The following is a 25,712-nucleotide window of genomic DNA, read 5'->3' on the forward strand; positions in this document are numbered from 1 at the left end:
CTTGTTCCCTCTCGCCATCGGGCTCCTGCCCCTGGCGACGCCGGGTGCGGCCCAGGCCCCCGACCCGGCCTGCTTCCCCACCGCCGGGGGCGCCCTGGAGATCTGCCGGGGCGGCGAGGCCGAGGGCGTGTTCTTCGCGCCCCGGGCCTGCGAATCGGCCTCGAACGTGCAGATCGTCCGCACCGCCGGACGCACCGGGCGGCTACAAGCCATCTACCAGGCCGAGGCGCCCATGGGTGGACGGCGCGGGGGCGAAACCTGCCCGGCGCGCCGCGTCGTCAGCCCCCTCGATGGCGGAGCCGTCCGGTCGGGCGCGATGCCCGAGCAACTCGCTACGGTCATGCCGCCGACGGAGGCGCGCCTGTGGGAACTGGCCCGCGTGGTCCGCCGCGAGCCGCGGAGCCGCCGGCGCGGACGCGAGCAGGCTCCGGTCATCGTCGAGGCGGCGCCCGAGGGGATCGCCGCGCGCCATCCCATGGTGGTGGCCGGACGCGATTGGAGCGGGGACGACTACTCCTACGTCTTCCTCCTCACCACCGTCCCGGGTCCGAGCGGAAATCGCCACGCCCTGATGCAGGCCCGCACCGCGGATTTCGAGCGCTTCGACATCCGTGGGCGAGCCGAGGACGGGGTCGCCTGGGTGCCGTTCACCCCGGAGGGCGGCAAGCGGCGCCGATCCCGGCGCGGCGGCGCCGCGCCGGCCCCCAGCGCCGTGCTCGACGAGACCGGCGCGCCCGTCGTCGGCCATTGCCCGGGCGAGGGCTTCGACCGGAACGACCTCGTCGGCTCCATCAGCGTGGTCGATCGGGTCTACCACTACTTCTACACCGATGTGCTGCCCTCCGATTGCGACGCTCCCATCGCCCGGCGCCGCCTCGGCCTCTACCTGCGCACGAGCCGGGACCTGACGGCCGACCGGCCGTGGTCGTCGGCCCGCCTCGTCGCCGAGCCCTTGCCGGGCCAGGCCCTGGTGCGCGTGGCCAAGGCCAAGGGCATGGACCGATGGGCCGTGGCCTACAGCTGCAACCGGCCGGCCAACACCATGGACGGCCCGGTGGCGGATCTCTGCGTCCAGTACACGGCCGACCTCGCCATCGGATCGCTCGCCGGCCTGACGTGGTATTCCGAGCCCGTGGCGATCATGCGCTCCCCGGCCTATCTCGGCCTGCGTTCGGGCGGCGACGGCAGCGGCCGCTACGGACGAGCGCAGCATTTCTGGATGACCGACCGCTACGGCAACCTCGACACCCCGGGGAGCTATCCGGCGAAGGCCGGCTTCATCACCTGGCTCGACCGTCTCGCCCCGGGCTACGACGAACCGGGTCCGTCCTCGGTCTTCGGCCGGCCGGTCTACTGGGGCACGTGGTCCGTGCGGCCGGCGGAGGCGCGGTGAGCCTGCCCCGAGTCCGGCTCCGCGTCCGGCGGGGAGCCGCCATGCCCAGGCTCGGAGCTCCGCCCCCTTGCCGGAACGCCCGACACCTTCTATTGCGACGCGATAGCTCGATCCCGTGACCCGGCGCAGCCGGCCGCATTCCTGCGGCCCGTCGCGTGACGGGCTCTTCTCGCTTCCGGATACCCTATGAAGCTTCGCAACATCGCCATCATCGCCCACGTCGACCACGGCAAGACGACGCTCGTCGACAAGCTGCTGTCGCAGTCGGGATCGTTCCGCGAGAACCAGCGCGTCGAAGAGCGCGCCATGGATTCCAACGACCTCGAGAAGGAGCGCGGCATCACGATCCTGGCCAAGGCGACTTCGGTCGTCTGGAAGGACACCCGCGTCAACGTCGTCGACACCCCCGGCCACGCCGATTTCGGCGGTGAGGTCGAGCGCATCCTCTCCATGGTCGATGGTGTGATCGTGCTGGTGGATGCCGCCGAAGGCCCGATGCCGCAGACCAAGTTCGTGGTCGGCAAGGCCCTCAAGATCGGCCTCAAGCCCATCGTGGCGATCAACAAGGTCGACCGCCCCGACGCCCGCATCACCGAGGTGGTGAACGAGGTGTTCGACCTCTTCGCGGCCCTCGACGCCACCGACGACCAGCTCGACTTCCCGATCCTGTACGGCTCGGGCCGCGCCGGCTGGATGGCGACCTCGCCCGACGGTTCGCAGGAGGACGGCCTCGCGCCCCTGTTCGACCTCGTGCTCGCCCACGTGCCCCAGGCCAAGGTCGAGGAAGGCGCGTTCCGGATGCTCGGCACCCTGCTCGAGGCCAACCCGTTCCTCGGCCGCATCATCACCGGCCGCATCGCGTCCGGCACGGTCAAGCCGAACCAGGCCATCAAGGTCATGGACCGCACGGGCAAGCTCGTGGAGACCGGCCGCGTCTCGAAGATCCTGGCGTTTCGCGGCCTTGAGCGTTCGCCCATCGAGATCGGTGAGGCGGGCGACATCGTCTCCATCGCGGGCCTCGTGAAGGGCACCGTCGCCGACACGTTCTGCGATCCGCAGGTCGAGACCCCGATCCAGGCCCAGCCGATCGATCCGCCCACCGTCACCATGTCCTTCATCGTCAACGATTCGCCCCTCGCCGGCACCGAGGGCGACAAGGTCACGAGCCGCATGATCCGCGACCGCCTGTTCAAGGAGGCCGAGGGCAACGTCACGCTCAAGATCGAGGAGGCCGAGGACAAGGATTCGTTCTACGTCTCGGGTCGCGGCGAATTGCAGCTCGCCATCCTCATCGAGACCATGCGCCGCGAGGGCTTCGAGATCGCCGTGTCGCGTCCCCGCGTGGTGCTGTCGAAGGACGAGGACGGCGGCGTGCTGGAGCCCGTCGAGGAGGTCGTGATCGACGTCGACGAGGAGTATTCCGGCGTCGTCGTGCAGAAGATGTCCGAGCGCAAGGCCGAGATGATCGAAATGCGGCCGTCGGGTGGTTCCCGCCTGCGCCTCGTGTTCCACGCGCCCACCCGTGGCCTCATCGGCTATCAGGGCGAGCTCATGACCGACACGCGCGGCACCGCGATCATGAACCGCCTGTTCAAGGCCTACGAGCCCTACAAGGGCGAGATGATGGGCCGCCGCAACGGCGTGCTGATCTCCAACGACAAGGGCGAGGCCGTGGCCTACGCCATGTGGAACCTGGAGGATCGCGGCCCGATGATGATCGAGCCCGGCGCCAAGGTCTATCAGGGCATGATCATCGGCGAGCACAACCGCGAGAACGACCTCGAGGTGAACGTGCTCAAGGGCAAGAAGCTCACCAACATCCGCACCACCTCGAAGGACGAGGCCGTGCGCCTGACCCCGCCGATCCGCATGACCCTGGAGCGCTCGCTCGCCTGGATTCAGGACGACGAGTTGATGGAAGTCACGCCGAAGTCGATCCGCCTGCGCAAGACCTACCTCGACCCCAACGAGCGCAAGCGCTTCGAGCGCTCGGGTGGCGCCGCGTAACGCGCCGCACCATTGGACTGGGGAAAAGGCCGGGCATTTGCCCGGCCTTTTCTTTTTTGCGAAACTCGCGCGCGGACCACATCGGGTGTGCCGATGTCCGGGCGACATCGAAACGCCGCAGCGGAGGTTTCGAAGTGAACCACCCCAAGCTGTCGGCGCTGCTCGTCGGCGCCTTGACCGCGATCGGTACCTTCGCCGCTGGCCTCCTGGCGTTCAGTCTCGGCATTCGCTGGCTTGCGACGGCCGACGGGGAGAAGGCCGCGTTCATGATCTGGATCTTTTCGCCCGTTCTGATCCTAGCCCTTCTAGGGAGTGCTGGGCTGGGCCTCTGGCAATCGCATCACCGTTATCGCCGCAGTCTGAATGGGCGCCATTGCGGATCGAAAAGTCCGGCGGGGTCGTGATGAGATCGACTTCGGATCGCGCGAGCGCGACCGGCTCCCCCGCCTGGAAGGTGTGGGGACACCCGTTTCACCACGTCACCGAACTCATCCGGCGGCGACCATGTCATTCGGCCTTCGCCCGCTCCCGCAAAAGATACTTCTGCACCTTGCCCGTCGCGGTCTTGGGCAAGTCCCCGAACACGATGTGGCGCGGCAGCTTGTAGCCGGCCAGCCGCTCGCGGCACCAGGCGATGAGGGCGTCGGCCTCGAGGGTAGCGCCGGGTTTGAGTTCGACGAAGGCCATGGGGGTCTCGCCCCATTTCGGGTCCGGCCGGGCGACCACGGCGGCGGAGGCGATCGCCGGGTGGCGGAACAGGGCGTCCTCGACCTCGATGGAGGAGATGTTCTCGCCGCCCGAGATGATGATGTCCTTCGCGCGGTCCTTGAGCTGGATGTAGCCGTCGGGGTGCTTCACCCCTAGGTCGCCCGAGCGGAACCAGCCGCCCTTGAAAGCGGCCTCGGTGGCGGACGGGTTCTTGAGGTAGCCGCGCATCACCACGTTGCCGCGGAACATCGCCTCGCCCATGGTCGTCCCGTCGGCCGGTACGGACTCGCAGGTTTCGGGATCGCGGATGTCGAACCCTTCGAGCACGGGGTAGCGCACGCCCTGGCGCGCCATCTTCTCGGCCCGCGCATCGGCATCGAGGGCGTCCCAGTCCCGGTGCCAAGCGTTCACCACCGCCGGTCCGTAGGTCTCCGTCAGCCCGTAGAGGTGGGTCACGTCGAAGCCGGCCGCCCCCATGGCGGCCAGCACCGCCTGGGGCGGGGGCGCGGCGGCGGTGAGGAAGGCGACCCGGTGGGGGAGGGGGCGGCGCTCGCCGTCGGAGGCTCCGAGGAGGAGCTGCATGACGATGGGCGCGCCGCACAGATGGGTGACGCCGTGCTCGGCGATCGCCGCGTAGAGCGCCCCGGCCCGCACCTGCCTGAGGCAGACATGGGTGCCGGCCACCACCGAGAGGGTCCAGGGGAAGCACCAGCCGTTGCAGTGAAACATCGGCAGGGTCCAGAGATAGACCGGATGCTGCCCGAGGTTGCCGGTGATGACGTTGCCGAGCGACAGCAGGGCCGCGCCGCGATGGTGATAGACCACCCCCTTGGGGTCGCCCGTGGTGCCGGAAGTGTAGTTCAGCGCGATCGCGTCCCACTCGTCCGCCGGCATCGCCCAATCCGCCGCCGGATCGCCCTCGGCCAGAAGCGCCTCGTAACCGAGGCTGCCGACGGCCGAGCCGTCGCCGGTGAAGACCGGATCGTCGACATCGATGACGAGGGGTTTAACCGTCGCCTGCGCCAGGGCGCGCGCGACCACCGTGGAGAATTCCCGGTCGATGACGAGGATCTTCGCTTCGCCGTGATCGAGGCAGAAGGCGAGGCCGGCGGCGTCGAGGCGGGTGTTCAGGGTGTTGAGCACGGCGCCGGTCATCGGCACCCCGTAATGGCACTCGATCATCTCGGGCGTGTTGGCGAGCAGCACCGCCACGGTGTCGCCCCGGCCGATGCCGCGTGCGGCCAGGGCCGCGGCGAGGCGTCGGCTGCGCGCGTAGAGGTCGGCGTAGGTCCGGCGCAGGGGCCCATGGATCACCGCGACGTGGTCGGGAAACACCCGCGCCGCGCGATCGAGGTAGCTCAGGGGCGTGAGCGGCTGATGGTTGGCCGGGTTCTTGTCCAGATCCCGGTCATAGATCGAGGGTCCGGCGGCCGAGGCCGAATCGGAGGCGTTCATGGCGTGTCTCCCTTTCGGGATACCGTACCGGTCGGCCTTCGGCCGACAAGTGGCCCCCGGCCGGCAAAGGTCCTTCGGTCGACAAGGGGCCCCGGCCGGCAAGGGACGCCCCGCAAAGGGCGCGTCAGCCGCCGCCGGGATCGGTCTCGTCGTCCGGCGTGCCGCCGCCCTGGGGGCCCGCGCCGGGCTTGCCGTCGGTCTTCTCGTTGGGGTCCATCACCGCGTCCGGGGCCGCGTTGGCGGGCTTACCCTGAGGGCCCTTCCGGGTGTCTTTCGCGGCATCCTGAGACGTGTCGTCGTGATCGTCGGCCATGGGCGTCCTCCTCGGTGTTCGCTCCTAACGCGCCGCACCGAAGGCGGTGCCCGGCGCCTCGGCCTCGGCGAGGCGAAGGATGGTGGCGCGCAGCCAGCGATGGGCCGGGTCGTCGTCGTAGGAGGCGTGCCACAGCATCGAGATCGCCACATCCTCCAGCTCCACGGGGGCCGGGCTGACGCTGAGCCCGAGTGCCCCGGCGAAGAAGGTGGCGAGGCGCGCGTGCATGGTGGTGATCACCGGGGCGCTGCGCACGAGGAACGGCACGGCGAGGAAGCGCGGCGTCGTCACCGCCAGGGTCCGGCTCATCCCGAGTTTCGCCAGGGCGTCGTCCACCACCCCGTGGGCGGTCTCCTTGAGGCTGGTGAGGACGTGGGGGAAGCGGACGTAATCGGCGAGCGAGATCGGGGGCGTGATGCCGACGAGGTCGGCGTTGAACATGCAGAGGTAGTTGTCGCGGTAGAGCAGGCGGCGCTTGTGATGCGTCTGCCCCTCCGTGAAGAAGCCGATGCCGAGGTCGACCCGGTCGGCGTCGAGCTCCTGCAGGATGCGGATGCGGTCGATGGAGCGCAGCAGCAGGCTGATCCCGGGCGCCTCCGCCCTCAGGTAGGCGAGCAGCCGGGGCCCGAGCAGCACCTCCGCGCTGTCGGGCAGGCCGATGGTGAAGGTGCGCGTGACCGTGCGCGGGTCGAACACCGCGTCGCGTCGGACCAGGGACTGCACCTGCCGCAGCAGGGTGCGGACGGGCTCGGCGAGCGCCAGGGCGCGCGGCGTCGGGCGCATCCCCTCGGGCGCCCGGGTCAGGAGTTCGTCGCCGAACAGCACCCTTAGGCGCGCCAGCGAAGAGCTCATGGCGGATTGGCCGATGCCGATGCGTGCGGCCGCGCGGGTGACGCCGCGCTCGGACAGGAGGGCGTCGAGGGCCACCAGGAGGTTGAGGTCGATCCGTGATAGATCGACATGGTCAATAGTCATTATCGATGCGTTCTGTTTGATCCATGGTGCACCGCGCTGCATATCGGGTCCAGACGCAAGGGCACACCGCTCCTTGCCCACACCGCGAGACCCGACACCATGACGTACCGGATCTTCACCGCCGCCGCCGCCCTCGCCGCCGCCCTCGCGGGCACCGCTTCGGCCGAGACCATCAAGCCGCTCGATGGCGGCAGCATCAACCTCGGCGAACTCGCCGGCGTGGCCTATTACACCGCCGAGCCCAAGGGCTACCGGGTCGTCGTGACCCTGGCCCGCACGGATGCCGCCCGCGCCGTCCGCTTCGAGACCGTCCTGGCCTCCGGCCAGAGCGTGACCCTCTCGACGCCGCAGGAACGCGGCGCGGCCGCCGAGGCCGTCGAGATCAGCCGCACCGGCGACACCGTCGCCGTGTCCCGGCCGCGCCCGGCTCCGACCCGGGAAGCGGCGGCCCTCGACTGAAGGGTCTCGCCGTTGCCGCCCTTCGCTCTCCCGGCCCGTCCCGGCCGGGAGAGTTTTTCGTCGATCCGGTGACAAGTCGGGCGTGCTGCACCTCGAATGGTGCCCATCGCTGTCTTTTTCACCTGGGCGCGGGTGGTTGCACGGGCCACAATAGCGGGAACACCGTCACCGACCCAGGACCGATTCATGCGACGCACCGCACCGGCCACCCTTCTGGCGCTCCTCATGGCGGGAAGCCTGCCCGTCGCCGCCCTGGAAGGCCCGGCTCCGGCCGCGCCCGGCACCACCGCCCCGGCGGCTGTGACGGCAAAACCACGCGTCGTCATCGTCGCCACCGGCGGGACCATCGCGGGGGCGGGGGCGGATGCGGCCAACAGCGCCACCTACCAGGCCGCCAAGGTGCCGGTGGACAAGCTCATCGCCGCCGTGCCGGCCATCGCGGGCGTGGCCGACGTGCGCGGCGAGCAGGCGTTCCAGATCGCCTCCGAGAGCTTCACCAACGCCCAACTCATCCAGCTCGCCAAGCAGATCTCGGCCCTGGTCAAGCGCGACGACGTCGACGGGGTGGTCGTCACCCACGGCACCGACACGGTGGAGGAAACGGCCTACTTCCTCGACCTCGTGGTGAAGACCGACAAGCCCATCGTGATGGTGGCTTCCATGCGCCCCTCCACGGCGATCTCGGCGGACGGGGCCCTCAACCTCCTCGACGCCGTCGTGGTGGCGAGCGCCAAGGAGGCGCGCGCCAAGGGCGTGCTGCTGACCATGAACGACGAGATCCAGGCCGGCCGCGACAGCACCAAGCGTGTCAACATCAAGCCCTCCGCCTTCTTCAGCCAATGGGGACCGCTGGGCATGGTGGTCGAGGGCAAGACCTACTGGTTCCGCGCCCCGGTGAAGCGCCACGGCACCACCTCCGAGTTCAATATCGACGGGATCGACAGCCTGCCCGAGGTCGCCATCGTGTACGGCTCCGGCAACATGCACCCGGAGCCCTACACCTCGGCGGTCGCGGGCGGCGCCAAGGCGATCATCCACGCCGGCACCGGCAACGGCTCGGTCGCCGGGTACCTCGTCGACACCCTGAAGGACCTCCGCGCGAAGGGCGTGCAGATCATCCGCTCGTCGCGCGTCGGCGACGGCTTCGTCCTGCGCAACGCCGAGCAGCCCGACGACAAGTACGACTGGGTGGTGGCCCACGACCTCAACCCGCAGAAGGCCAAGATCCTGGCCGCGGTGGCGCTGACGAAAACGCAGGACACGAAGGAGCTGCAGCGGATCTTCTGGGAGTATTGAGTGGCGGATGACCGGCGGTCGAGGGACGGCGGCGGACGTGCCGCTCGACACCCGTCCCCCCGATCCCGGAGGCGGATATGGGTCTTCCGTCTCACGACGCCTGTTTTAAGATGCCAACCGGATGAGGCTTGGCGCTATCGACCTTGCGGTTTGCAACCCGCCCCACGGGCCGCTCCGTCCGCGCTCCGAATGCACCAACTCGACGCCTTCTGCCATGCTTCGGCTAGGGTTCGGGCGATGCTCGGTTCGCAAGTCCGAAGCGCTCCGTCCTGTTCCAGCTAGTTCCAGGGTACGCGCCTCGTCCATCACGAGCTGTGCTGCGAACCGACTCCACAGGTACGAACCGGCCGGATTGAGTGGTCGACCCGAAGCCGCATCGGGCTTTCGCGGATTCCGATCGGCGTCCAGCAGGCCGTCGACCCGGATTGCCCTTGCTAGGCGACGGCTCGGGAGAAGCCACGTCGCGCCCTCACGCCCTGGCGCGTCAGGCAGCCTTCACAATCAGGCAGCCTTGACGGTTTGGAGGAACCGGTTGACCTCGCCTCCGAGTTGATTGGCTTCCTGCGCCAGTTCCGAGGCCGAGGCGAGGGCCCGGGCCGCCGCCTCGCCGGTCTCGCCGGCCGAGTGGGCGACGCCGCCGATGACGGCCGTGATTGCCCCGGTACCGGTGGCTGCCTCAGCCACATTGCGAATGATCTCCTGGGTCGCCGATCCCTGCCGGTCTACCGCCGAAGCGATGGCGTCCGCCGTCCGGCTCATCGTGCGGATCTGCGCAACGATCGCCTCGATGGCCGTCACCGCCTCACCGGTCGTGCCTTGAATCGCGTTGATCTGCTGCGTGATGTCCTCGGTCGCCCGGGCGGTCTGGTTGGCGAGCTCCTTGACCTCTGCCGCCACGACCGCAAAGCCCCGTCCGGCTTCACCGGCGCGCGCCGCTTCGATGGTTGCGTTGAGGGCCAGGAGGTTTGTTTGGCCGGCAATGCCGGAAATCATTCCGACGACGTCTCCGATCCGGGCTGCGCCCGTGCTCAAAGCATGAACCAGGTGACCGGTGGCGTTGGCTTGACCCACCGCGCCCTGTGCCACCCGCGCCGATTCCGCCACCTGGCGACCGATCTCCTGAACGGAAGCGCCGAGTTCCTCGGCGGCACCGGCCACTTGGCTGACGTTGTGCGCGGCCCTCTCGGCGGCGCCGACCACGGACATGGCCCGGTCCGTCGTGCCCTCCGCCGTCCCCCGCATGACTCGGGCGGTGTCCTGCATCGCCGCCGCCGCTTGCGTGACCCGGCCCAGGATGCCGCTCACCGTGGATTCAAAGTAGTGGGCGGTCTGCTGCATGGCGGCCCGGCGCTGCGTATCCGCTCCGGCCCGCATCAGGACGGTCTCCGATTCCAGTGCCCGCATCCGCTCCATTTGCTCCCGGATCGCGCCCTCGGCGGCAGCTTGTGCGGCGAACACCGTCGCGATGGTGCGCGCGATCCAGGCCAGCACGCACGTCTCGAAGATTAGCATGACAGCATGGAGTACCACGCGTGCCGTGTCCGAGTTCTTGGCTCCACCGGGAAAGATCAGCGCCGGCATCGCGATGTTCACCGCGAGATGGTGACCGGCGATGGCGGCGGCGCAAACGACAAGAACGGTCCAGTCGCACCACGCGACCAGCACTGCCAGGCAGACGAAGAAGTACATGTGCAGGTCGATCTGCCAGAGATGCCCCGTCAGCGCAGAGATCAGGATCGCTGCCATTTGAACGAGCGATAGGCTGCAGACCAGGCGGGTGGCCAAGCCTGTCGGCGAGTTCCACCACACCAAGGTGCTGAGTCCAGCCAGGAGGCCGGCGACCACGAGGGGTACCGTCGGCGCATTTCCAGCGACCCAGGCGCTGAATGCGATGACCGGGAGATGCATCCAGAGGAGGGTGATGAGATATCGGCCGAAAATTTGCCGGAGAGAATCCAGGTTCGTCATCGCGGGCCGGGGTCCATTGCGCTGGTCAGATTCGGGAGGATGGCGTGCAGGCTGTGGCAAACTGGGCGTCTATGACGAGCCAAGCTCCGGAGGCGTAGAGGCGAGCGACAAAATCGGTCGACCCGGCCCGCACCACGAGGACATTGTCCCAGCCGCCGAGACGCAGAATGGTGCCTCCAGCCCGTGCCACGATGGCTGCTGTGTCGCGCCCAGGCGGACCAATCACAGCCACGGTGTCCGAGGTCGGGACCGCCATGACGCTGACCGGGAGAACCAGGATCGCGAGCGCCGTGCCCCAGAGGAGGAGCAACCCTGCGCGATTGGATGATGTAACTTGTGTCACTGGCGAAACCGGATCGATTGAATATGATCTGTGTTAGTAGGGACTATGTTCTAAAAAACTGTTACGGATTGTTTTTATTGTCGAATTGTATTTGTTTATATCTCTAGTAAATACGAATATATGCAAGACTAAGTCATTGCATTTGATGTCTTGTTTTTGTGACGATCGATTCCACCGGAGGTTATGCTACAGGTGCCCTCGAAATAAATAACAACCGAAATTTATCGAGCCTTGATCGTATTGCGGGACCTGTTGCGAGACTTGGAATCTGACGATATCGAATTATGGCCGGACCAGGCGCGAGGCCGCGGTATTTGCCGCCTAGCATCATGCGCACTGCGTGCCGTCTCCCATTTCGCGAGTTTCTCATCGTGCTTTCCGCCATCGCGCGTCGGTTTCCGCAGCGTGATAGAAACGTCTGGCTGATACGAAGAAGCGGGACTCGTCGTACAGTTCGTCCCTGGATACCTGCACGACCCGCTGAACTATCTCGCATTCGACGACCTGCACGGACGAGCGAGGCGTCGCATTCGATCGCCGCACTGTGAACCGCTTGGTTGTGGTCGTTGCCCCGTCGACCAATGCGCCACGACGGCAAATCTGCGTCCTCAGGCCTGCATCGGCGGTGCGGCTGCCGAATGGGGACGGGCGGAATGCTATTCCTAACTGGCGATCGAAGGGGCAGCCTGCCTCTGCCGACAACGGCGACGTCGGTCTCTCATGTCAGCCAATACCGCTCCGGCTTGAGCGCCGGAGGGGCCGGCTCGCCGAGCGCGTCGAGGACGACGCCGTCGAGGGTGTGGAGGAGCGCGTCCAACGGCAGATCGTTGGGCTCCGTGCCGAACGGCTCCTCGAGTTCGTCGCCGAGGGCATCGAGGCCGAAGAACGTGTAGGCGACGAGGGCCACGGCGAGCGGCGTCGCCCAGCCGAGGGAGGCCGCGAGGCCGAACGGCAGCAGCAGGCAATAGAGCCACGCCGTGCGGTACAGGAGCAGGGTGTAGGCGAACGGCAACGGCGTACCGTGAATGCGCTCGCACACGACCTGCGCCTGTGAGAGGGCGGCGATCCGCTGTTCGAGGAGGCCGAACAGCACGTCCGTGAGGGCGCCGGTTCGGTAGGCCCCGGCCAGATCGGCGGTGAGGCGCACCAGCACAGCATCGGCCGCGCTCGGCCCCCGGACGAGGGCGTCGGCCTCGCCGGGCGGAAGCCAGGGGCTCGCGGCCGCGACCTCGTTTCCGCCCCGCACCTGGGCATGGAGGGCGTGGGCGAACCCCGAAATCCGCCGCAGGACCCGTCGCCGCAGATCCTGGTGCTCCGGCTCGGGCAGGAGTGCGGCCAGCAGGCGGGCGATCCCCCGCGTCTCGACGATGAGCGAGCCCCAGGCCCGGCGCGCCTCCCACCAGCGATCGTAGCAGGCGCCGTTGCGAAAGCTCAGGAAGATCGAGAGGGCCAACCCGATGAGGGTGAACGGCCCGACCCCGGCGGTGATGGGGAAGGCTGCGGGCCAGCGCATCTCCGCCGCCACTACGGCGAGCGCCACGGCGGTGATGCCCAGAACTTTCGGTGCCACCTGCGGCAGGATCGAGCCGCGCAGGGTGAACAGGATCGTCAGAAGACCCGGACGCGAGCGGACGATCATTCTTTTGGGTGCTTCGGTGTTCGAGCGCGAGACCCCTCCCCCCGCTGCGGGGGAGGGTGGCCCGCGTGAGCGGGTCGGGAGAGGGGAGCGCTGCCCTCTGCGAAAAGGTCGCGCCGCCCCTCTTGCGGGACTTCGTCCCGGTCCGCCCGCTCCGCAGGCACCCTCTCCCGCAGGCGGGAGGGGGGTTTTTACGCCGCCGACGCGATGGCCGTGGAGGCGCGGCGGACCTTCTTGTCGAGGCCGTCCACGAAGGCGTGGGCGTCCTCCTTGCGCTCGAACACGTGCGGGGCGAGCCCGCGCCGGTTGAGGGCTTCTTCCATCTTGAGGCGCAGGAAGGCGCTCGTGGCGTAGCGGGTGGTGGTCGCGTAGTAGTTCGCCGCCAAGTATTGGATCATGCTCGCGTAGTCGTCGTAGAGGTTCTCGTTGATGCGGAACCCGTCGTGGTTGACCACGGAGTTGACCCGCTGGCCGGCCTTCTTGCAGGCGCCGACCAGAACCTTGCGCAGATCGTCGATGTCGCTCTTCACGCGGGCATGCCAGCCCTCGAGGTTGACGAACAGGATGTTGCGCTCGGAATCGTAGCTGACGCGCTCCGACAGGTTGAGGTTCAGGAGATCGGCGAGGAGCTCCATCGGCTCGTCGCGGAACAGGCGCGCATCCATGAGCGCCGGCTGCTTGATGATGGGCGTGAAGCCCATATGGGGCAGGATGTCCCGCTCGATGTCGATGCCCGGCGCCACCTCGATGAGTTCCAGGCCTTCGTCGGTGAGCTGGAACACGCAGCGCTCGGTCACGTAGATCACCGGCTGCGAACGCATCTGCGCGTAGGAGCCGCTGAAGGTGATCTGCTCCACCTGGGGCAGGAACTTCTGCGCGCGCCCCTCGGTGACGATGCGGAGCTTGCCGTCCTCGATCACCGTCTCCAGGCCGCCCACCGTGAACGTGCCGGCGAAGACGACGCAGCGGGCGTTCTGCGAGATGTTGATGAAGCCGCCGCAGCCGTTGAGGCGGCCGCCGAACATGCTCGTGTTGACGTTGCCGTGCTGGTCGCACTCGGCCAGCCCGAGGCAGGTCATGTCGAGGCCGCCGCCGTCGTAGAAGTCGAACATCTGGTTCTGGTCGATGACGCAGTCGGCATTCGTCGCCGCGCCGAAGCTCGACCCGCTGGCCAGCACGCCGCCCACCGCCCCGGCCTCCGTGGTGAGGGTGATGTAGGGGGTCACCTTTTCCTCGTTGGCCACCGCCGAGATGCCCTCCGGCGCGCCGACGCCGAGATTGACCACGCCGTTGGGCGGCAGCTCGAAGGCGGCGCGCCGGGCGATGATCTTGCGGGCATCGAGCGCCATCTTCTTCATGCCGGTCACCGGCACGCGGATCTGGCCGGCGAGCGCCGCATCGTGCTGCACGCCGTAGTTCATCCGGTGCATCTCGGGCTCGGCCAACACCACGCAGTCGACGAGGATGCCGGGTACCCGCACGTCCTTCGGCAGCAGGAAGCCGTCGTCGACGATGCGCTCGACCTGGGCGATGACGATGCCGCCGTTGTTGCGCGCCGCCATGGCCTGGGCGAGGCAGTCGAGGGTGAGCGCCTCCTTCTCGAAGGAGATGTTGCCGGCGGGATCGGCCGAGGTGCCGCGGATGAAGGCGACGTCGATCTTGGTGGCGGTGTAGAACAGCCACTCCTCGCCATCGACGTCCACCACCTTGACGATCTCGTCCTGCGTTAGGGTGTTGACGCGGCCGCCGCCGTGCCGCGGATCGACGTAGGTGTGGAGGCCGACCTTGGAGAACAGTCCCGGCTGGCCGGCGGCGCAGGCGCGGTAGAGCTGCGAGATCACGCCCTGGGGCAGGTTGTAGCCGGTGATCTTGTTCTCCTGGGCCGCCTTGGCGACCTTCGGCATCCGGCCGAAATTCGCCGCGATGACGCGTTTGAGCAGGCCCTCGTGGTGGAGACGCCCGGTCCCGAGGCCTTTGCTGTCGCCGGCACCAGCGGTCATGATCAGGGTGAGGTCGCGCGGGGCGCCGGTCTCGACGAAGCGCTTCTCCAGGGCGGCGTGCAGCGCCTCCGGAATGCAGCTCTGAACGAAGCCCGTTGTGGTCACGACATCGTTCTGCCGGATGAGCGCGATGGCCTCTTCCGCCGAGATGACCTTATTTTTCTTCATTGCCCCGTTCTCCTCCCCGTGCCTCCACTGTCGATGTCAGGCGGCAGGATCTATTGTGCCGGTTTCGGTGTCGTGGAAGTCTTGTTGGCTGAGCCAAGCGTAGAGGCCGCCCCTCGACTTCGCAAGAGTGTCACGGATCGTGGTGCGGTGCGTTTAAGCGCTGTTGCGCTGCACATATGCATTGTGCCCGAACTATCCCCGGGACCTGTTTCCAGGCCCTGGAGGGGCTCGGGACGGGTATCGCGGCTGGCCATGACTGGCGAAGTCGCTGATCGTCCGAAGATTATACATTATTACGCGCCGGATTGGCCTCCGAGAAGCCGGTCCTTGTCCACGCTCAGGGCCGTGGCGATCTCGGCCAGGGCGCGATGCTCGACGGCGCTGATGCCGGCCTGATCGGCGACATCGGCGGCAATGAGGAACACCGCCTCGCGCTGGCCCGCCTCGCGCCCGACGAGCCCCGCGACGTGCTGGAGGTTCTCCGCGCGGCCCGCCCGGGTGCGCGCTCGCTCCAGGGCCTCGAACAGTTCGGCTTCGAGCTTCAGCGTGTCGTAGCCCTTCTCGAGGATCGGGTTGGCCCGCATGCCCGCGAGTGCCGTCTCGACCTCCTCTTCGTCGATCTCGCTGTCGGCCAGGATGACGTTGGCGGCGGCCGAGACCGCCGCCTCCATCAGCACCCGGTCGCCGACATAGGCGGCGACGTTCTGCGTGAAGCGTCCGACGAGGTCCTGGATCAGTCCCATGATGCTCCCTGTTTCGGTTTGGCGTTTCGACTTCGTTTCGGCTTGGCGTCACGCCTTGGCGGTACCGGGTGCGGCGCGACCGCAACAGACGGCCGGACGGTGACGGGGCGCCACCCCACTTAACAAAAAATTAACCATTTTCTTAACAAAACGATACCACCAAACGGCGCCGCGTCGCGGCGGATGTGTCGAGGATAGTCCAGGTTTCGTCCGGGTTATCCAAGTGTCCGTCGACGCCGTGCGAAGTGCGATTCAAGATCAAACCGAAATCGAAGCAGATCGGGTGCACGGCTGTGCTTGGCCGGGCGAACCCGCATGCGTGGAGCGAGACGGCGTCATGTACATCGTGGTCGATGAGCGTAGCTGCGTGGCGAGCGAGACCGTTGCGGGCTTCGGCGCCCAGGGCGTCACCGCCCACAGCCTCGCGGCGGACGCGTTCCAGGCCTGGCTCGACACCGCCCCGGCCGGAGACCTCGCCGCCGTGCAGGGTTTCGTGCTCGGAGAATCCGCGAACCGGACCCGCAGCACCGCGGCGATCCGCAGCCTGTCGCACGCCCCGATCATCGCCCTCAACGAGACCCGCTCCCTGGAGCAGACCCTCGACCTGTTCACCGCCGGCATCGACGACGTGGTGCGCCGCCCGGTCCATGTCCGCGAGATCCTCGCCCGTGCCGAAGCCATCCGCCGGCGGATGGGCCGGGGCGAGGGGCAGGGCGCGGCCCAGGACAAGGCCGGCCGCCTCAAGATCCACACCGACGGCCGTGATCCCGAGATCGACGGCACCAGCCTGACGCTGCCCCGGCGCGAGCGCCACATCCTCGAATATTTCGCGCGCAACCGCGGCCGCCAGCTCACCCGCGCCCAGATCTTCAACGCCGTCTACGCCGACCACGGCAGCGACGTGGAGGAGAGCGTCGTCGAGGGCCACATCAGCAAGCTGCGTAAGAAGCTGCGCATGCGCCTGGGCTATGATCCCATCGAGGCCAAGCGCCTGGCGGGGTACACCTTCGTCGGCTGACGGCGCTTTCTGTATCCGCTCAAACGAAAGAACCCGCGCTCTCGAAGGAGAACGCGGGTTCTTTCGTTCGAGCGCGACCGTCCCCGGAGCGGAGCCCGGGGACGATGCTCGATCTTACCGGAACAGCGAGAGCACGCCCTGGCTGGAGGAGTTCGCGATGCTGAGCGACTGAACGGCCAGCTGCTGCTGGGTCTGAAGGGCCCGGAGCTTGGTGGACTCCTCTTCGATGTCGGCGTCGACCAGGATGCCGATGGTGCGGTCGTTGGCCTTCATGAGCGTATCGACGAAGCTCTTCTGACCGTCGATCTGGGTCTTGCTGGCACCGAGCTTCGTGCCCGAGTCGGTCACGGACGCGATGGCTTTGTCGACCTGTGTGATGATCGCACTGAGGCTGGTGTCACCCGCCGTGCCGACGAGGCCCGAAATGTTGATGGAGGCGATGGAGAACCCGGTACCCACGTTCACGGTATCGAGGATGCCCTGTCCGCTGGTCGTGGACGCGGCCGTGCCTTCGCCCTTTCGGGCGTCCGTCGCAGCAACGCCGGTGCCGAAACCGATCCCGAGTTTCACGCCCGCCGTGATTCCGCCATCGTTCACGGCAGCCAGGTTGAGGATGGTGAGCTTGGCGTTGGTGCCCGTGCCGGTCGCAGTGGTCTGGAAGGTCAGCCGGCCACCGGAATCGAGGGAGGCCTTGACCTTGCCGGCGAGCGGCGTCACCGCCGTGTCGGCCGCGATCTGGTTGTTGATGGCTGAAATCAACTCTTCCGTCGTCACCTTCGCGAGGTTGGATACGGCCGAGGCAAGGGTGGATTGATCGAGGCGGATGGTCGCCGTGTTGCCGTCGTCGAGGGTCAGGCTGAAGATTTCCTGGTTCTGTCCGCTGAAGTTGGCAGTCCCACGCGTTGCAACGGGATCCGCCGGACGAAATGCGGCGGTGCCGGTGAGGGACGTCGATCCAACGACGCTACCGGCGGTGCCCGTCGATACGACCGTTGAACTCGTCACATCGTAGAGCTTGATTGCCTCGACATCGATGTTGACCTTCGAGAAGTTGATCGTTCCGGTCGTGTCACGCGAGAAACCCGCGATCACGGAACGCTCGTCCTGATAGGATGCGGCGCTGGAATCCACCGAGAGCCAGTTCTGGCCGCTCGACACCGATGAGTCGGCCGTACCCTTCATCTGATTCTGAATGGCGGCGACTTCGGTCTGGACCTTGGTCCGATCCACGCCGGGCTGGAGGGCGGTCTGCAACTTGGCGCGCAGGTTCTGCAGGTTGGAAAGGACACTGTTCAGGCCGTTATAGGCGGTGTCCACCGCCGACGAACCGAGACCGAGGGAGTCCTTCACGGCGCTGAGGGAGGCGTTGTCGGTGCGCACCGTGGTGGCGATGGACCAATAGGCTGCGTTGTCGGAAGCGTTCGACACGCGCTGGCCGGTGGAGACCCGGTTGCTCGTCATGTCGATCTGCGAATTGATGCTCTTCAGGGTCGTCAACGCCGTCATCGCGGCGTTGTTGGTCAGCAGGCTGGTCATGGCGGGTGTGATCCGGGACTGAAATTCTACGGGAGTTTCTGTAATTCGGCAGTCGGCCGACCTGTCGTGAAAAGCGCCCGAAGATAAAGGTCTTCGTTCTCAAGTCACGATTCATTACATTCCGGGTTTTCGCCGGACCAGTGGGGCGACGTCATGTCTATGAACCAGATCGGTTCATCCACTGCACTCGCATCGAACTCGTGCCGGTTCCGTGGGGAGAACCGTTTGTCGATGGATGCATTCTGCGGGGAGCGCGTTAGCAAGCGCTTAAGCGCACCGGCCCGGCCCTGTGCCCGAATGCACCGTCTCACACCAAATCCGGTCGATCGCTTCGCGAAGCGGATTTGGGCTTCGCTCAGGCGCCGTGCGGGCTGCCTGAGACTGTCCCCGAATGGATCATCCGGAAAACAGTCTCAGGGGGCGGGATCGCCTGCCGGTGCGAACCGCACGCCCGCGACCTCGCCCCGCTGCCAGCGCAGGCGAACCGACACTGTCCTGAGGTCGTGGGCGGCGATGACGAGATCGAAGCTGGCCGGCAGAGGGATGGGTCGCGACAGCACGATCTTGGCGCCCGCCGGTGAAAGATCGCGCACCACGCAGGGCAGGAGCGTGTCCGGCCCGAGGACGATCCGGCCCTGCTGCATCACCCGGTGGCGTCGGGGCGAGCGCGGCCGTACGGTCCCGGCCCGACCCTCCGCCTCGCGCTGTCCGTCCGTCATTCGCCCTGACCCCCACACCGCTCGCTGCGGCTATCACCCATCATCGTTAACGACTCGGCCGCATGCGCCCGGGGAGCCCGGCCGGATTAACCTTTCGTAAACCATATCCACGCAACGTTCGGGGCTCAGGAACTCCTTCGCTCCAGGCGCCATGCCCGTTCGCCTCACACCCGTGCCCGCCCATCGCCGTCCGCTCGCTGGGGCCCAGGCCCTGCGGCGCGCCCGCGACGCGGCGTTCGAGCGGGCGGCCATCGGGGTCTGCCTCGTGCTCGCCGCGGCGTCGAGCGGGTTCGCCGTCTACACCATCACCAGCGGCACCCACGACTACGCCGTGCAACGCTTCCTCCCGGCCTCCATCGGCACCTTCGCCTGGAAGAAGCCCGTCGCCCCCGTGCGGACCGCCGTCCTCGATCTCGACCCGACCACCACCGGCGCGCTGCCCGACCGGGCCGCCGGCCCCGAACTCGGCCGTTCCGACCCCGCGGACCGGGCCGGGCCCGGCGTCGCGGCGCGCGGCTACGTCCTGCGCCGGGTCTCCGGCGACGGGGCCTGGGTCGAAGGTCCGAACGGCCTGAGACAGATCGTGCCCGGCGCGGTCCTGCCCGGCGCCGGCCGGGTCATCTCGATCCAGCCGACGGGGGCCGGCTGGGTCGTCGTCACCTCCGAGACCATCATCGGGCCGACACGGCTCTGACCCTCGCCCCTCATCCAGGCCGGATCAACCGATGATCGCCCGCGCCGCCCCTATCCTCGTGCGCGCGCCCCGGGCCGCCGACCGGGAGACCTTCGCGTGCTGAGCACCTTCACCAACTACACCCTGATCACCAAGGACCTGACGGCCTCCCTGGCCCGCAAGGCCGCAGCGCCCGAGGTCGCGCGCGAGACGGCGTATTTCCAGGCCAACATCGGCAGCGTGACCTCCATCGACGCCTTTCTCGGCGACCGCCGCCTCTACTCCTACGCCATGAAGGCGTTCGGCCTCGAGGACATGACCTACGCCAAGGCGTTCATGCGCAAGGTCCTCACCGAGGGAACGGACACGCGGGCGAGCTTCGCCAACCGCCTCGCCGACGACCGCTACGTCGCCTTCGCGCGCGCCTTCGACTTCGCACAAGGGGCCTCCGCCACCGGCCGCGCGGGTACGATCACCGAAGCGGGCCCAACCGCCGCCGGCACCGCACAGCTGAACGGTGCCCTCGACCTGTCCGGAACCTTCGACTTTTCCGGCACCAACGCGGTCTCGTTCCAGCTCTCCACCCGTGTCGATGCCGCGACGACGAAGTCGGCCACCATCGTCCTGTCGAACAAGACCCTGGCGTCCGTCGTCCAGAACCTGTCCCAGGTCACGGCCGAGGAGATCGCCGCCGCCATCAACGGGCAGATCGCCGCCTCGGGGGACGGCAACCTCGCGGGCAAGGTTCAGGCGGGCATCGGTGTCCGCAGGAACCTGTTCTTCGAGACCACGGCCTACGCCAACCTGGGCGCGGATGGCGTCGCGGGCGGCACCGGCCTCGCGGCCGACACCCTCTACGAGGCCGGCGGCACCAACCGGACGCTCGCGATCCGCAACGTCGCCCCGTCGGGGGCCGGGCAGACCCCTCTGGACATCGGCTTCGGCACCGATCTGCCCATGGACGCGAAAGCCAAGAGTGTCACCGAGGCCTACCTGCGCCAGACCCTTGAGAGCGATGCCGGCGCCGAGGACACCGGCGTGCGCCTCGCCCTCTACTTCGCCCGCATGGCGGGGGGCGCCACCAGCGGCTACGCGATCCTCGGCGACTCGGCCCTGTCTCAGGTGGTCAAGACCGTGCTCGGCCTGCCCGCCGGCGGAACCTCGTCCGAGGCCCTCGCCCGGCAGGCCGAACTCATCGAGAGCAAGGTCGATCTCGCGAGCTTCCGGGACCCACAGAAGCTCGATCAGTTCATCAAGCGCTTCACCGCGATCTGGGATGCGCAGAACAACACCGCTTCCGATCCGATCCTCGCGCTGTTCGGGAACGCCTGAGCCATGCAGAACGCCCTCTACGTCGCGCTCTCGGGCCAGATCGCCGTCGAGAAGCGCATGAATGCGGTGGCCAACAACGTGGCCAACCTCGCGACCTCCGGCTACCGCGCCGAGGACACCAAGTTCTCGGCCCTCCTCGCCCAGGCGAGCAAGGGCGCGATCGCCTTCGCCTCCTCGGGCGACACCTACCTCCAGACCAAGTCCGGCCCGGTGACCAAGACCGATTCCCCCCTCGACGTGGCGATCCAGGGCGATGCCTGGCTCAGCGTCGGCGGCGCGAGCGGGCCGGTCTATACCCGCGATGGCCGCCTGACGATGGACGCCACGGGGCGCCTGCGCAACGTCAGCGGCCTGCCGGTCCTCGACGCGGGCGGTGGCCCGATCCTCCTCGATCCCCAGCAGGGACCGCCGACCATCGGCCGCGACGGCAGCGTCTCGCAGGGCGTGAACCAGGTCGGCTCCATCGGCCTGTTCACCCTCGACCCCAAGGGCACCCTGCGGCGGGCGGAATCGAACGGCGTGGCTTCGAGCCTTCCGGCCCGGCCCGTCCAGGATTTCACCCGCACCGGCATGGTCCAGGGCTTCGTCGAGGGTTCGAACGTCAACCCGATCCTCGAGATGACGAAGCTCATCACCATCCAGCGCGCCTTCGAGAGCGCGGCCAACCTCACCGCCGAGACCGAATCCTCGTTCCAGGGCTCCATCCGTTCCTTGAGCCCGCAGGGCTAAGGTGATGCAGGGCGAACCCACCGAAGCCGCTGCCGGCCCGGACGTCATCGACCGGCTTGCCGCCGCCCTCGCCTCCGGGCGCGAGGCCCTGCCCCTGGTCCGGGTCGCGGGTCCGATCCAGGAAGTCACCGCGACCGCCGCCCGGGTCGGCGGCGTCGCCCCCTTCCTCAAGCTCGGCGACCGGATGGGTTTCCGGGTCGGCGGCTGCGAGCAGGTCGGCGAGGTGGTCCGCATCGATGCCGGCGGCGTCACTCTGAAGCCGTTCGAGGCCCGCATCGAGGCGGGGATCGGCACACCGGCCTATCGCCTCGGCGATCCGACCCTGCGGCCCCATGCGGGCTGGAAGGGCCGGGTCATCGACGCGCTGGGGCGCCCCATCGACGGGCGTGGCACGCTCGTGCCGGGACCGCGCGCGGTGCCCATCGACGCTGCCCCGCCGCCCGCCATGGCGCGCGGCCGGGTCGAGGCGCCGCTTCGCACCGGCGTGCGGGCCCTCGATCTGTTCACCCCCCTGTGCCTCGGGCAGCGCATCGGCATCTTCGCGGGCTCGGGCGTCGGCAAATCCACGCTGCTCGCGATGCTCGCCGGCGCCACCGGCTTCGACAGCGTCGTCGTCGCCCTGGTGGGCGAGCGCGGCCGCGAGGTGCGCGAGTTCCTCGAAGGCCCAATGGCAGGCAACCTCGACAAGGCCGTGGTGGTCGTCTCCACCGGCGACGAGAGCCCGATGATGCGGCGCCAGGCGCCCAAGGTCGCCATGGCCATCGCCGAGGCATTTCGCGATGCCGGCGACTCCGTGCTGCTCATCGTCGATTCCGTGACCCGCTACGCCCATGCGGCCCGCGACGTCGCCCTGGCGGCGGGCGAGCCGGCGGTGGCCCGGGGCTACCCGCCGAGCGTCTTCTCGGACTTGCCGCGCCTCCTCGAACGGGCCGGCCCCGGCCGCGATGGTTCCGGCTCCATCACCGGCATCTTCTCCGTGCTGGTGGACGGCGACGACCACAACGACCCCGTCGCCGACTCGATCCGCGGCACCCTCGACGGTCACGTGGTCCTCGACCGGGCCATCGCCGAGCAGGGCCGCTACCCAGCCGTCGATCTCCTCGGCTCGATCTCGCGCCTCGCCACCGCCGTGTGGACGCCCGAGCAACGCGAACTCGTGCGTCGCCTCAAGGCGATGATGGCGCGGTTCGAGGAGACCCGCGACCTCAGGCTCATGGGCGGCTACCGCGCCGGCGAGGACGCCGAACTCGATCAGGCCATCCTCCTCGTGCCGCGCATCTACGAGGCCCTGCGCCAGGAGCCCGGCATGGCCCCGAGCGCGGACGCCTTCCTCGAACTCGCCCAATCCCTGCGGAGCTGACGCCCAAGGACGCGACCAGCCCCGCGCAAGCCATCCTGCCTTTAGTGCCGTCCAGCACGGCCCGCCGTTTCACCGAGGTCATCCCATGAGTCTCATCAGCGTCCTGCGCACCGGCGTCTCCGGCATGAACGCGCAGTCGAGCCGCATCTCGACGGTGGCCGAGAACATCCAGAACGCCGGCACCACGGGCTACAAGCGCACCGGCACCGAGTTCTCGTCCCTCATCCTCGATTCCAGCAGCACCGGCGATTACAATTCCGGCGCCGTCGAGACGGTGATCCGCCGCTCGGTCTCGGCGCAGGGCCCCGTCTCCTTCACCACCTCGAAGACCGATCTCGCCATCCAGGGCAACGGCTTCTTCGTGGTTCGCGACAGCAACAACGCCACGTCGCTGACCCGCTCGGGCAACTTCGTCGAGGACGGACCGACGGGAAACCTCGTCAATTCCGGCGGCTTCACCCTCATGGGTTACGCGGTGGGCGAGAACGGCGAGGCGACGCCGGCCCTCAACAGCACCGCCAACATGGTGCCGGTCAACGTCTCCACCCTCGGGATGAGGGCCACGGCGACCAAGGCGGCGACGATCAGCGGCAACCTACCAGCCGACGCGGCCCCCCTGGCCGCCCCCTTGTCGGATAAGGTCTACACCAAGAAGACCTCCATGGTGACCTACGATCAGCTTGGCAACAAGGTCACGCTCGACATCGTCCTCGGCAAGACCGCAACGGCCAACCAATGGCAGGCGCAGGTCTACATTCCGGGCAACGACACGGCCCTCGCGACCGTGACCCTGGGCTTCGATGCCAACGGCCAGATCTCCGATCCGGCGGCCGTCACGGCGGCGGTCTCCCGGTTGGCCGCCGCCAACGGCACGTCGATCAACCTCGATATGTCGAAGATCACCCAGCTCGCCGGCAGCTACGATCTCAAGGGCACCGCAGACGGCAAGGCGCCCTCGGCGGTGACGGGCTCGGACTTCGCTTCGGACGGCTCCGTCTATGCCCTCTACGAGGACGGCAGCCGCGCCCTCGCCTTCAAGGTGCCGCTGGCCAACGTCGCGAGCCCCGACAACCTCGAGCCGCGCGCCGGCAACATCTACCTGCCCACCAGCACCTCCGGCGACCTCCAGATCGGCTTCGCCGGCCTTTCCGGGCTCGGTTCCATCAAGTCGAGCGCCCTGGAGCAGTCCAACGTCGACGTCTCGTCCGAACTCACGGCCATGATCGAATCCCAGAGCGTCTACACGGCGAACTCGAAGGTGTTCATGACCGGCAACGAGCTCCTCGAGACCCTGATGAACCTCAAGCGCTGACGCGTCGGCCGGCACCATCGCGGCGGCCGACCCCGCGCCGATCCCTGGACGTCCCGGCCTCTCCGTCCGCATCGCCTCCGACACGCCCGCTCCCTCAGGAACCCCACGATGGGCCTCTCCCTGGCGCTCAACAGCGCCCGCACTTCCCTGGCGGCCTCCGCCGCGCAGATCGCCGTCACCGCGCGCAACACCGCCGGGGCGAACGATCCGTACTATGCGCGCCGGATCGCGACGGTTGTCACGGCGGGGGGCGGAAGCGCCGTCAACGTCCTGCGGGCCGCCGACGCGGCCCTGTTCGGCCGCAAGATGCTCGCGACCTCCGAGGCCGCCGGCAGCCAGGCCGTGCTCGATGGTCTCCAGACCCTGAGCCAGACCATCGGCGACACCGATTCGACAACGTCGCCGGCCGCCCGCCTCGGTGCTCTCAACGCCGCCCTGCAGGTGGCGGCCAACAAGCCCGATTCCGTCGAGTTGGCACGCAACGCCGTCGAGGCCGCCCGCGATCTCGCCGGGAGCCTCAACACGGCCGCTGCGGCCGTCCAGACCGTGCGCCAGCAGGCCGATACGGCCATGGCGACCTCCGTGGTGCGGATCAACGATCTGCTCGTCTCCTACGAGGCGGCGAATCAGACCGTCACCCGCGGCACCGCCATCGGCGCCGACGTCACCGATGCCCTCGACGACCGCGACCGCATCCTCACCCAGCTCTCCGAGGAAATCGGCATCACCACGGCCGTCCGCGCGGGCAACGACGTGGCGATCTACACCGACAGCGGCGTGCCCCTGTTCGAGCGCGGCGCACGCAAGGTGACCTTCGAACCGACCGCTGCGTTCAGTGCCGGTTCGACGGGCAATGCCGTCATGATCGATGGCGTGCCCGTCACCGGGGCCGCCTCGCCGATGCCCGCCCGCTCGGGCCGGATCGTCGGCCTCGCCACCCTGCGCGACGACGTCGCCGTGCGTTACGAGACCCAGCTCGACGCCCTCGCGGGCGGGCTCGTCACCGCCTTCGCCGAACCCCGCACGAACGGCACGGGACCGGCCGCCCTGATGGGCCTGTTCACGGACGGATCCGCGGGGGTCCCGGCCCGGTTGCCCGTCGCCGAGACGGGGCTCGCCGCCAAGATCCGCATCAATGCCGCCGTCGATCCCCGCATGGCCGGCAGCGCCCTCGACACCCTCCGCGACGGCGGGATGAACGGGGCCGACTACCGCAGCAACACCGGTGCCGCCGCTTATGCCGACCGCCTGCGCGGCCTGGTGTCCGCGCTCGGCGCCGACCGCACCTTCGATGCCGCCACCGGCCTGCGCACCAGCGACAGCCTGCTGTCCTTCGCCACGGGGTCGGCCGGTTGGCTCGAAGGCCAGCGCAAGTCGGCCGCGTCCCTGGCCGATTACGAATTGACCCTGCTGGCGCGCACGAGCGACGCCCTGTCCAACGCGGTGGGGGTGAACACCGACGACGAGACGGCGAGGGCGCTCGAACTCGAACGGTCCTACACCGCCTCGGCCAAGCTGCTGACCCTGGTGAACGACCTTCTCAAGACCCTGATGGATGCGGTGCGATAA

The 25,712-nt window shown here is 68.2% G+C and carries 21 protein-coding genes; 12 read left to right on the top strand and 9 right to left on the bottom strand.

The annotated features are described in order from the left end of the window. The first annotated feature begins 1 nt into the window (after position 1). The 3 genes from ASF52_RS01275 (at position 2) to ASF52_RS01285 (ending at position 3,804) form a co-directional block, all read left to right on the top strand. Positions 2-1,393 (top strand): hypothetical protein, encoded by a 1,392-nt coding sequence (locus tag ASF52_RS01275; protein ID WP_056166313.1) that lies wholly within the window; start codon positions 2-4, stop codon positions 1,391-1,393. 186 nt (positions 1,394-1,579) lie between these two features. Beyond that, a complete protein-coding gene (gene typA / locus ASF52_RS01280) occupies positions 1,580-3,400 on the top strand; it encodes a translational GTPase TypA (protein ID WP_056166316.1) in 1,821 nt (606 codons plus the stop codon). A gap of 134 nt (positions 3,401-3,534) precedes the next feature. Next, entirely contained in the window at positions 3,535-3,804 is a 270-nt protein-coding gene (locus ASF52_RS01285) for a hypothetical protein (RefSeq protein ID WP_056166319.1), read from the top strand. A gap of 103 nt (positions 3,805-3,907) precedes the next feature. Here the strand turns inward: ASF52_RS01285 and ASF52_RS01290 are convergent, their stop codons facing one another. The 3 genes from ASF52_RS01290 to ASF52_RS01300 form a co-directional block, all read right to left on the bottom strand. Next, entirely contained in the window at positions 3,908-5,563 is a 1,656-nt protein-coding gene (locus ASF52_RS01290) for an acyl-CoA synthetase (RefSeq protein WP_056166321.1), read from the bottom strand. 124 nt (positions 5,564-5,687) lie between these two features. Next, on the bottom strand, positions 5,688-5,876 hold the full coding sequence (locus ASF52_RS01295) for a hypothetical protein (protein ID WP_056166324.1): 189 nt from the start codon (positions 5,874-5,876) through the stop codon (positions 5,688-5,690). Between the two features lie 24 nt (positions 5,877-5,900). Then, positions 5,901-6,851, bottom strand: coding sequence for a LysR family transcriptional regulator (locus ASF52_RS01300; RefSeq protein ID WP_056166326.1), 951 nt, complete (start codon positions 6,849-6,851; stop codon positions 5,901-5,903). A gap of 99 nt (positions 6,852-6,950) precedes the next feature. Here ASF52_RS01300 and ASF52_RS01305 point away from each other — a divergent pair, with 99 nt between their 5' ends. Then, complete coding sequence (locus tag ASF52_RS01305) at positions 6,951-7,310, top strand: hypothetical protein (RefSeq protein ID WP_056166328.1); 360 nt, start codon at positions 6,951-6,953, stop codon at positions 7,308-7,310. A gap of 186 nt (positions 7,311-7,496) precedes the next feature. After that, on the top strand, positions 7,497-8,606 hold the full coding sequence (locus tag ASF52_RS01310; protein ID WP_056166331.1) for an asparaginase: 1,110 nt from the start codon (positions 7,497-7,499) through the stop codon (positions 8,604-8,606). Positions 8,607-9,107: 501 nt separating this feature from the next. On the opposite strand, the gene ASF52_RS01315 is transcribed toward ASF52_RS01310, so the two are convergent. The 4 genes from ASF52_RS01315 to ASF52_RS01335 all read right to left on the bottom strand — a co-directional run bounded on the left by ASF52_RS01315 (position 9,108) and on the right by ASF52_RS01335 (position 15,464). After that, positions 9,108-10,574 (bottom strand): methyl-accepting chemotaxis protein, encoded by a 1,467-nt coding sequence (locus ASF52_RS01315; RefSeq protein ID WP_056166334.1) that lies wholly within the window; start codon positions 10,572-10,574, stop codon positions 9,108-9,110. 1,061 nt (positions 10,575-11,635) lie between these two features. Further along, entirely contained in the window at positions 11,636-12,556 is a 921-nt protein-coding gene (locus ASF52_RS01325) for a bestrophin family protein (RefSeq protein WP_056166341.1), read from the bottom strand. A gap of 188 nt (positions 12,557-12,744) precedes the next feature. Continuing rightward, on the bottom strand, positions 12,745-14,721 hold the full coding sequence (locus ASF52_RS01330; RefSeq protein ID WP_056166344.1) for an acyl CoA:acetate/3-ketoacid CoA transferase: 1,977 nt from the start codon (positions 14,719-14,721) through the stop codon (positions 12,745-12,747). Positions 14,722-15,014: 293 nt separating this feature from the next. After that, complete coding sequence (locus ASF52_RS01335; protein ID WP_056166346.1) at positions 15,015-15,464, bottom strand: tellurite resistance TerB family protein; 450 nt, start codon at positions 15,462-15,464, stop codon at positions 15,015-15,017. Between the two features lie 337 nt (positions 15,465-15,801). Between ASF52_RS01335 and ASF52_RS01340 the strand changes: the two genes are divergently transcribed. After that, positions 15,802-16,482, top strand: coding sequence for a response regulator transcription factor (locus ASF52_RS01340; protein WP_056166348.1), 681 nt, complete (start codon positions 15,802-15,804; stop codon positions 16,480-16,482). A gap of 114 nt (positions 16,483-16,596) precedes the next feature. On the opposite strand, the gene ASF52_RS01345 is transcribed toward ASF52_RS01340, so the two are convergent. Together ASF52_RS01345 and ASF52_RS01350 are read right to left on the bottom strand one after the other, a co-directional pair. Continuing rightward, entirely contained in the window at positions 16,597-18,018 is a 1,422-nt protein-coding gene (locus ASF52_RS01345) for a flagellin N-terminal helical domain-containing protein (RefSeq protein WP_056166351.1), read from the bottom strand. A 413-nt stretch (positions 18,019-18,431) separates the two neighbouring features. Next, on the bottom strand, positions 18,432-18,737 hold the full coding sequence (locus ASF52_RS01350) for a PilZ domain-containing protein (protein WP_056166354.1): 306 nt from the start codon (positions 18,735-18,737) through the stop codon (positions 18,432-18,434). A gap of 151 nt (positions 18,738-18,888) precedes the next feature. On the opposite strand from ASF52_RS01350, the gene ASF52_RS01355 reads away from it, so the two are divergent. The 6 genes from ASF52_RS01355 (at position 18,889) to flgK (ending at position 25,712) form a co-directional block, all read left to right on the top strand. Then, the gene (locus ASF52_RS01355) at positions 18,889-19,431 is read left to right on the top strand and encodes a hypothetical protein (protein WP_244473653.1); all 543 of its coding nucleotides are present in this window, start codon (positions 18,889-18,891) and stop codon (positions 19,429-19,431) included. 96 nt (positions 19,432-19,527) lie between these two features. Then, positions 19,528-20,742: a DUF1217 domain-containing protein gene (locus tag ASF52_RS01360; protein WP_056166358.1), complete on the top strand. Its 1,215-nt coding sequence runs from the start codon at positions 19,528-19,530 to the stop codon at positions 20,740-20,742. 3 nt (positions 20,743-20,745) lie between these two features. Continuing rightward, the gene (gene flgF, locus ASF52_RS01365) at positions 20,746-21,471 is read left to right on the top strand and encodes a flagellar basal-body rod protein FlgF (RefSeq protein ID WP_056166361.1); all 726 of its coding nucleotides are present in this window, start codon (positions 20,746-20,748) and stop codon (positions 21,469-21,471) included. Between the two features lie 4 nt (positions 21,472-21,475). Then, positions 21,476-22,831 carry a flagellar protein export ATPase FliI gene (gene fliI / locus ASF52_RS01370; RefSeq protein WP_056166364.1) on the top strand — a complete coding sequence of 452 codons (1,356 nt, stop codon included), beginning with the start codon at positions 21,476-21,478 and terminating at the stop codon, positions 22,829-22,831. A gap of 85 nt (positions 22,832-22,916) precedes the next feature. After that, positions 22,917-24,143, top strand: a complete 1,227-nt coding sequence (locus tag ASF52_RS01375) for a flagellar hook protein FlgE (RefSeq protein WP_056166366.1) — start codon at positions 22,917-22,919, stop codon at positions 24,141-24,143. A gap of 108 nt (positions 24,144-24,251) precedes the next feature. Further along, complete coding sequence (gene flgK, locus ASF52_RS01380; protein WP_056166369.1) at positions 24,252-25,712, top strand: flagellar hook-associated protein FlgK; 1,461 nt, start codon at positions 24,252-24,254, stop codon at positions 25,710-25,712.

This window comes from Methylobacterium sp. Leaf112, from assembly GCF_001423295.1.
In the GTDB taxonomy this organism is placed as follows: domain Bacteria; phylum Pseudomonadota; class Alphaproteobacteria; order Rhizobiales; family Beijerinckiaceae; genus Methylobacterium.

What these genes read in the sequence shown, in the direction of transcription:
- typA (WP_056166316.1), top strand. Translation starts at nt 1,580, where the DNA reads ATGAAGCTTCGCAACATCGCCATCATCGCCCACGTCGACCACGGCAAG.
- ASF52_RS01335 (WP_056166346.1), bottom strand. Translation starts at nt 15,464, where the DNA reads ATGGGACTGATCCAGGACCTCGTCGGACGCTTCACGCAGAACGTCGCC.
- ASF52_RS01340 (WP_056166348.1), top strand. Translation starts at nt 15,802, where the DNA reads ATGTACATCGTGGTCGATGAGCGTAGCTGCGTGGCGAGCGAGACCGTT.
- ASF52_RS01290 (WP_056166321.1), bottom strand. Translation starts at nt 5,563, where the DNA reads ATGAACGCCTCCGATTCGGCCTCGGCCGCCGGACCCTCGATCTATGAC.
- flgF (WP_056166361.1), top strand. Translation starts at nt 20,746, where the DNA reads ATGCAGAACGCCCTCTACGTCGCGCTCTCGGGCCAGATCGCCGTCGAG.
- ASF52_RS01310 (WP_056166331.1), top strand. Translation starts at nt 7,497, where the DNA reads ATGCGACGCACCGCACCGGCCACCCTTCTGGCGCTCCTCATGGCGGGA.
- ASF52_RS01305 (WP_056166328.1), top strand. Translation starts at nt 6,951, where the DNA reads ATGACGTACCGGATCTTCACCGCCGCCGCCGCCCTCGCCGCCGCCCTC.
- ASF52_RS01330 (WP_056166344.1), bottom strand. Translation starts at nt 14,721, where the DNA reads ATGAAGAAAAATAAGGTCATCTCGGCGGAAGAGGCCATCGCGCTCATC.
- flgK (WP_056166369.1), top strand. Translation starts at nt 24,252, where the DNA reads ATGGGCCTCTCCCTGGCGCTCAACAGCGCCCGCACTTCCCTGGCGGCC.
- fliI (WP_056166364.1), top strand. Translation starts at nt 21,476, where the DNA reads ATGCAGGGCGAACCCACCGAAGCCGCTGCCGGCCCGGACGTCATCGAC.
- ASF52_RS01350 (WP_056166354.1), bottom strand. Translation starts at nt 18,737, where the DNA reads ATGACGGACGGACAGCGCGAGGCGGAGGGTCGGGCCGGGACCGTACGG.
- ASF52_RS01315 (WP_056166334.1), bottom strand. Translation starts at nt 10,574, where the DNA reads ATGACGAACCTGGATTCTCTCCGGCAAATTTTCGGCCGATATCTCATC.
- ASF52_RS01375 (WP_056166366.1), top strand. Translation starts at nt 22,917, where the DNA reads ATGAGTCTCATCAGCGTCCTGCGCACCGGCGTCTCCGGCATGAACGCG.
- ASF52_RS01295 (WP_056166324.1), bottom strand. Translation starts at nt 5,876, where the DNA reads ATGGCCGACGATCACGACGACACGTCTCAGGATGCCGCGAAAGACACC.
- ASF52_RS01355 (WP_244473653.1), top strand. Translation starts at nt 18,889, where the DNA reads ATGCCCGTTCGCCTCACACCCGTGCCCGCCCATCGCCGTCCGCTCGCT.
- ASF52_RS01325 (WP_056166341.1), bottom strand. Translation starts at nt 12,556, where the DNA reads ATGATCGTCCGCTCGCGTCCGGGTCTTCTGACGATCCTGTTCACCCTG.
- ASF52_RS01300 (WP_056166326.1), bottom strand. Translation starts at nt 6,851, where the DNA reads ATGACTATTGACCATGTCGATCTATCACGGATCGACCTCAACCTCCTG.
- ASF52_RS01345 (WP_056166351.1), bottom strand. Translation starts at nt 18,018, where the DNA reads ATGACCAGCCTGCTGACCAACAACGCCGCGATGACGGCGTTGACGACC.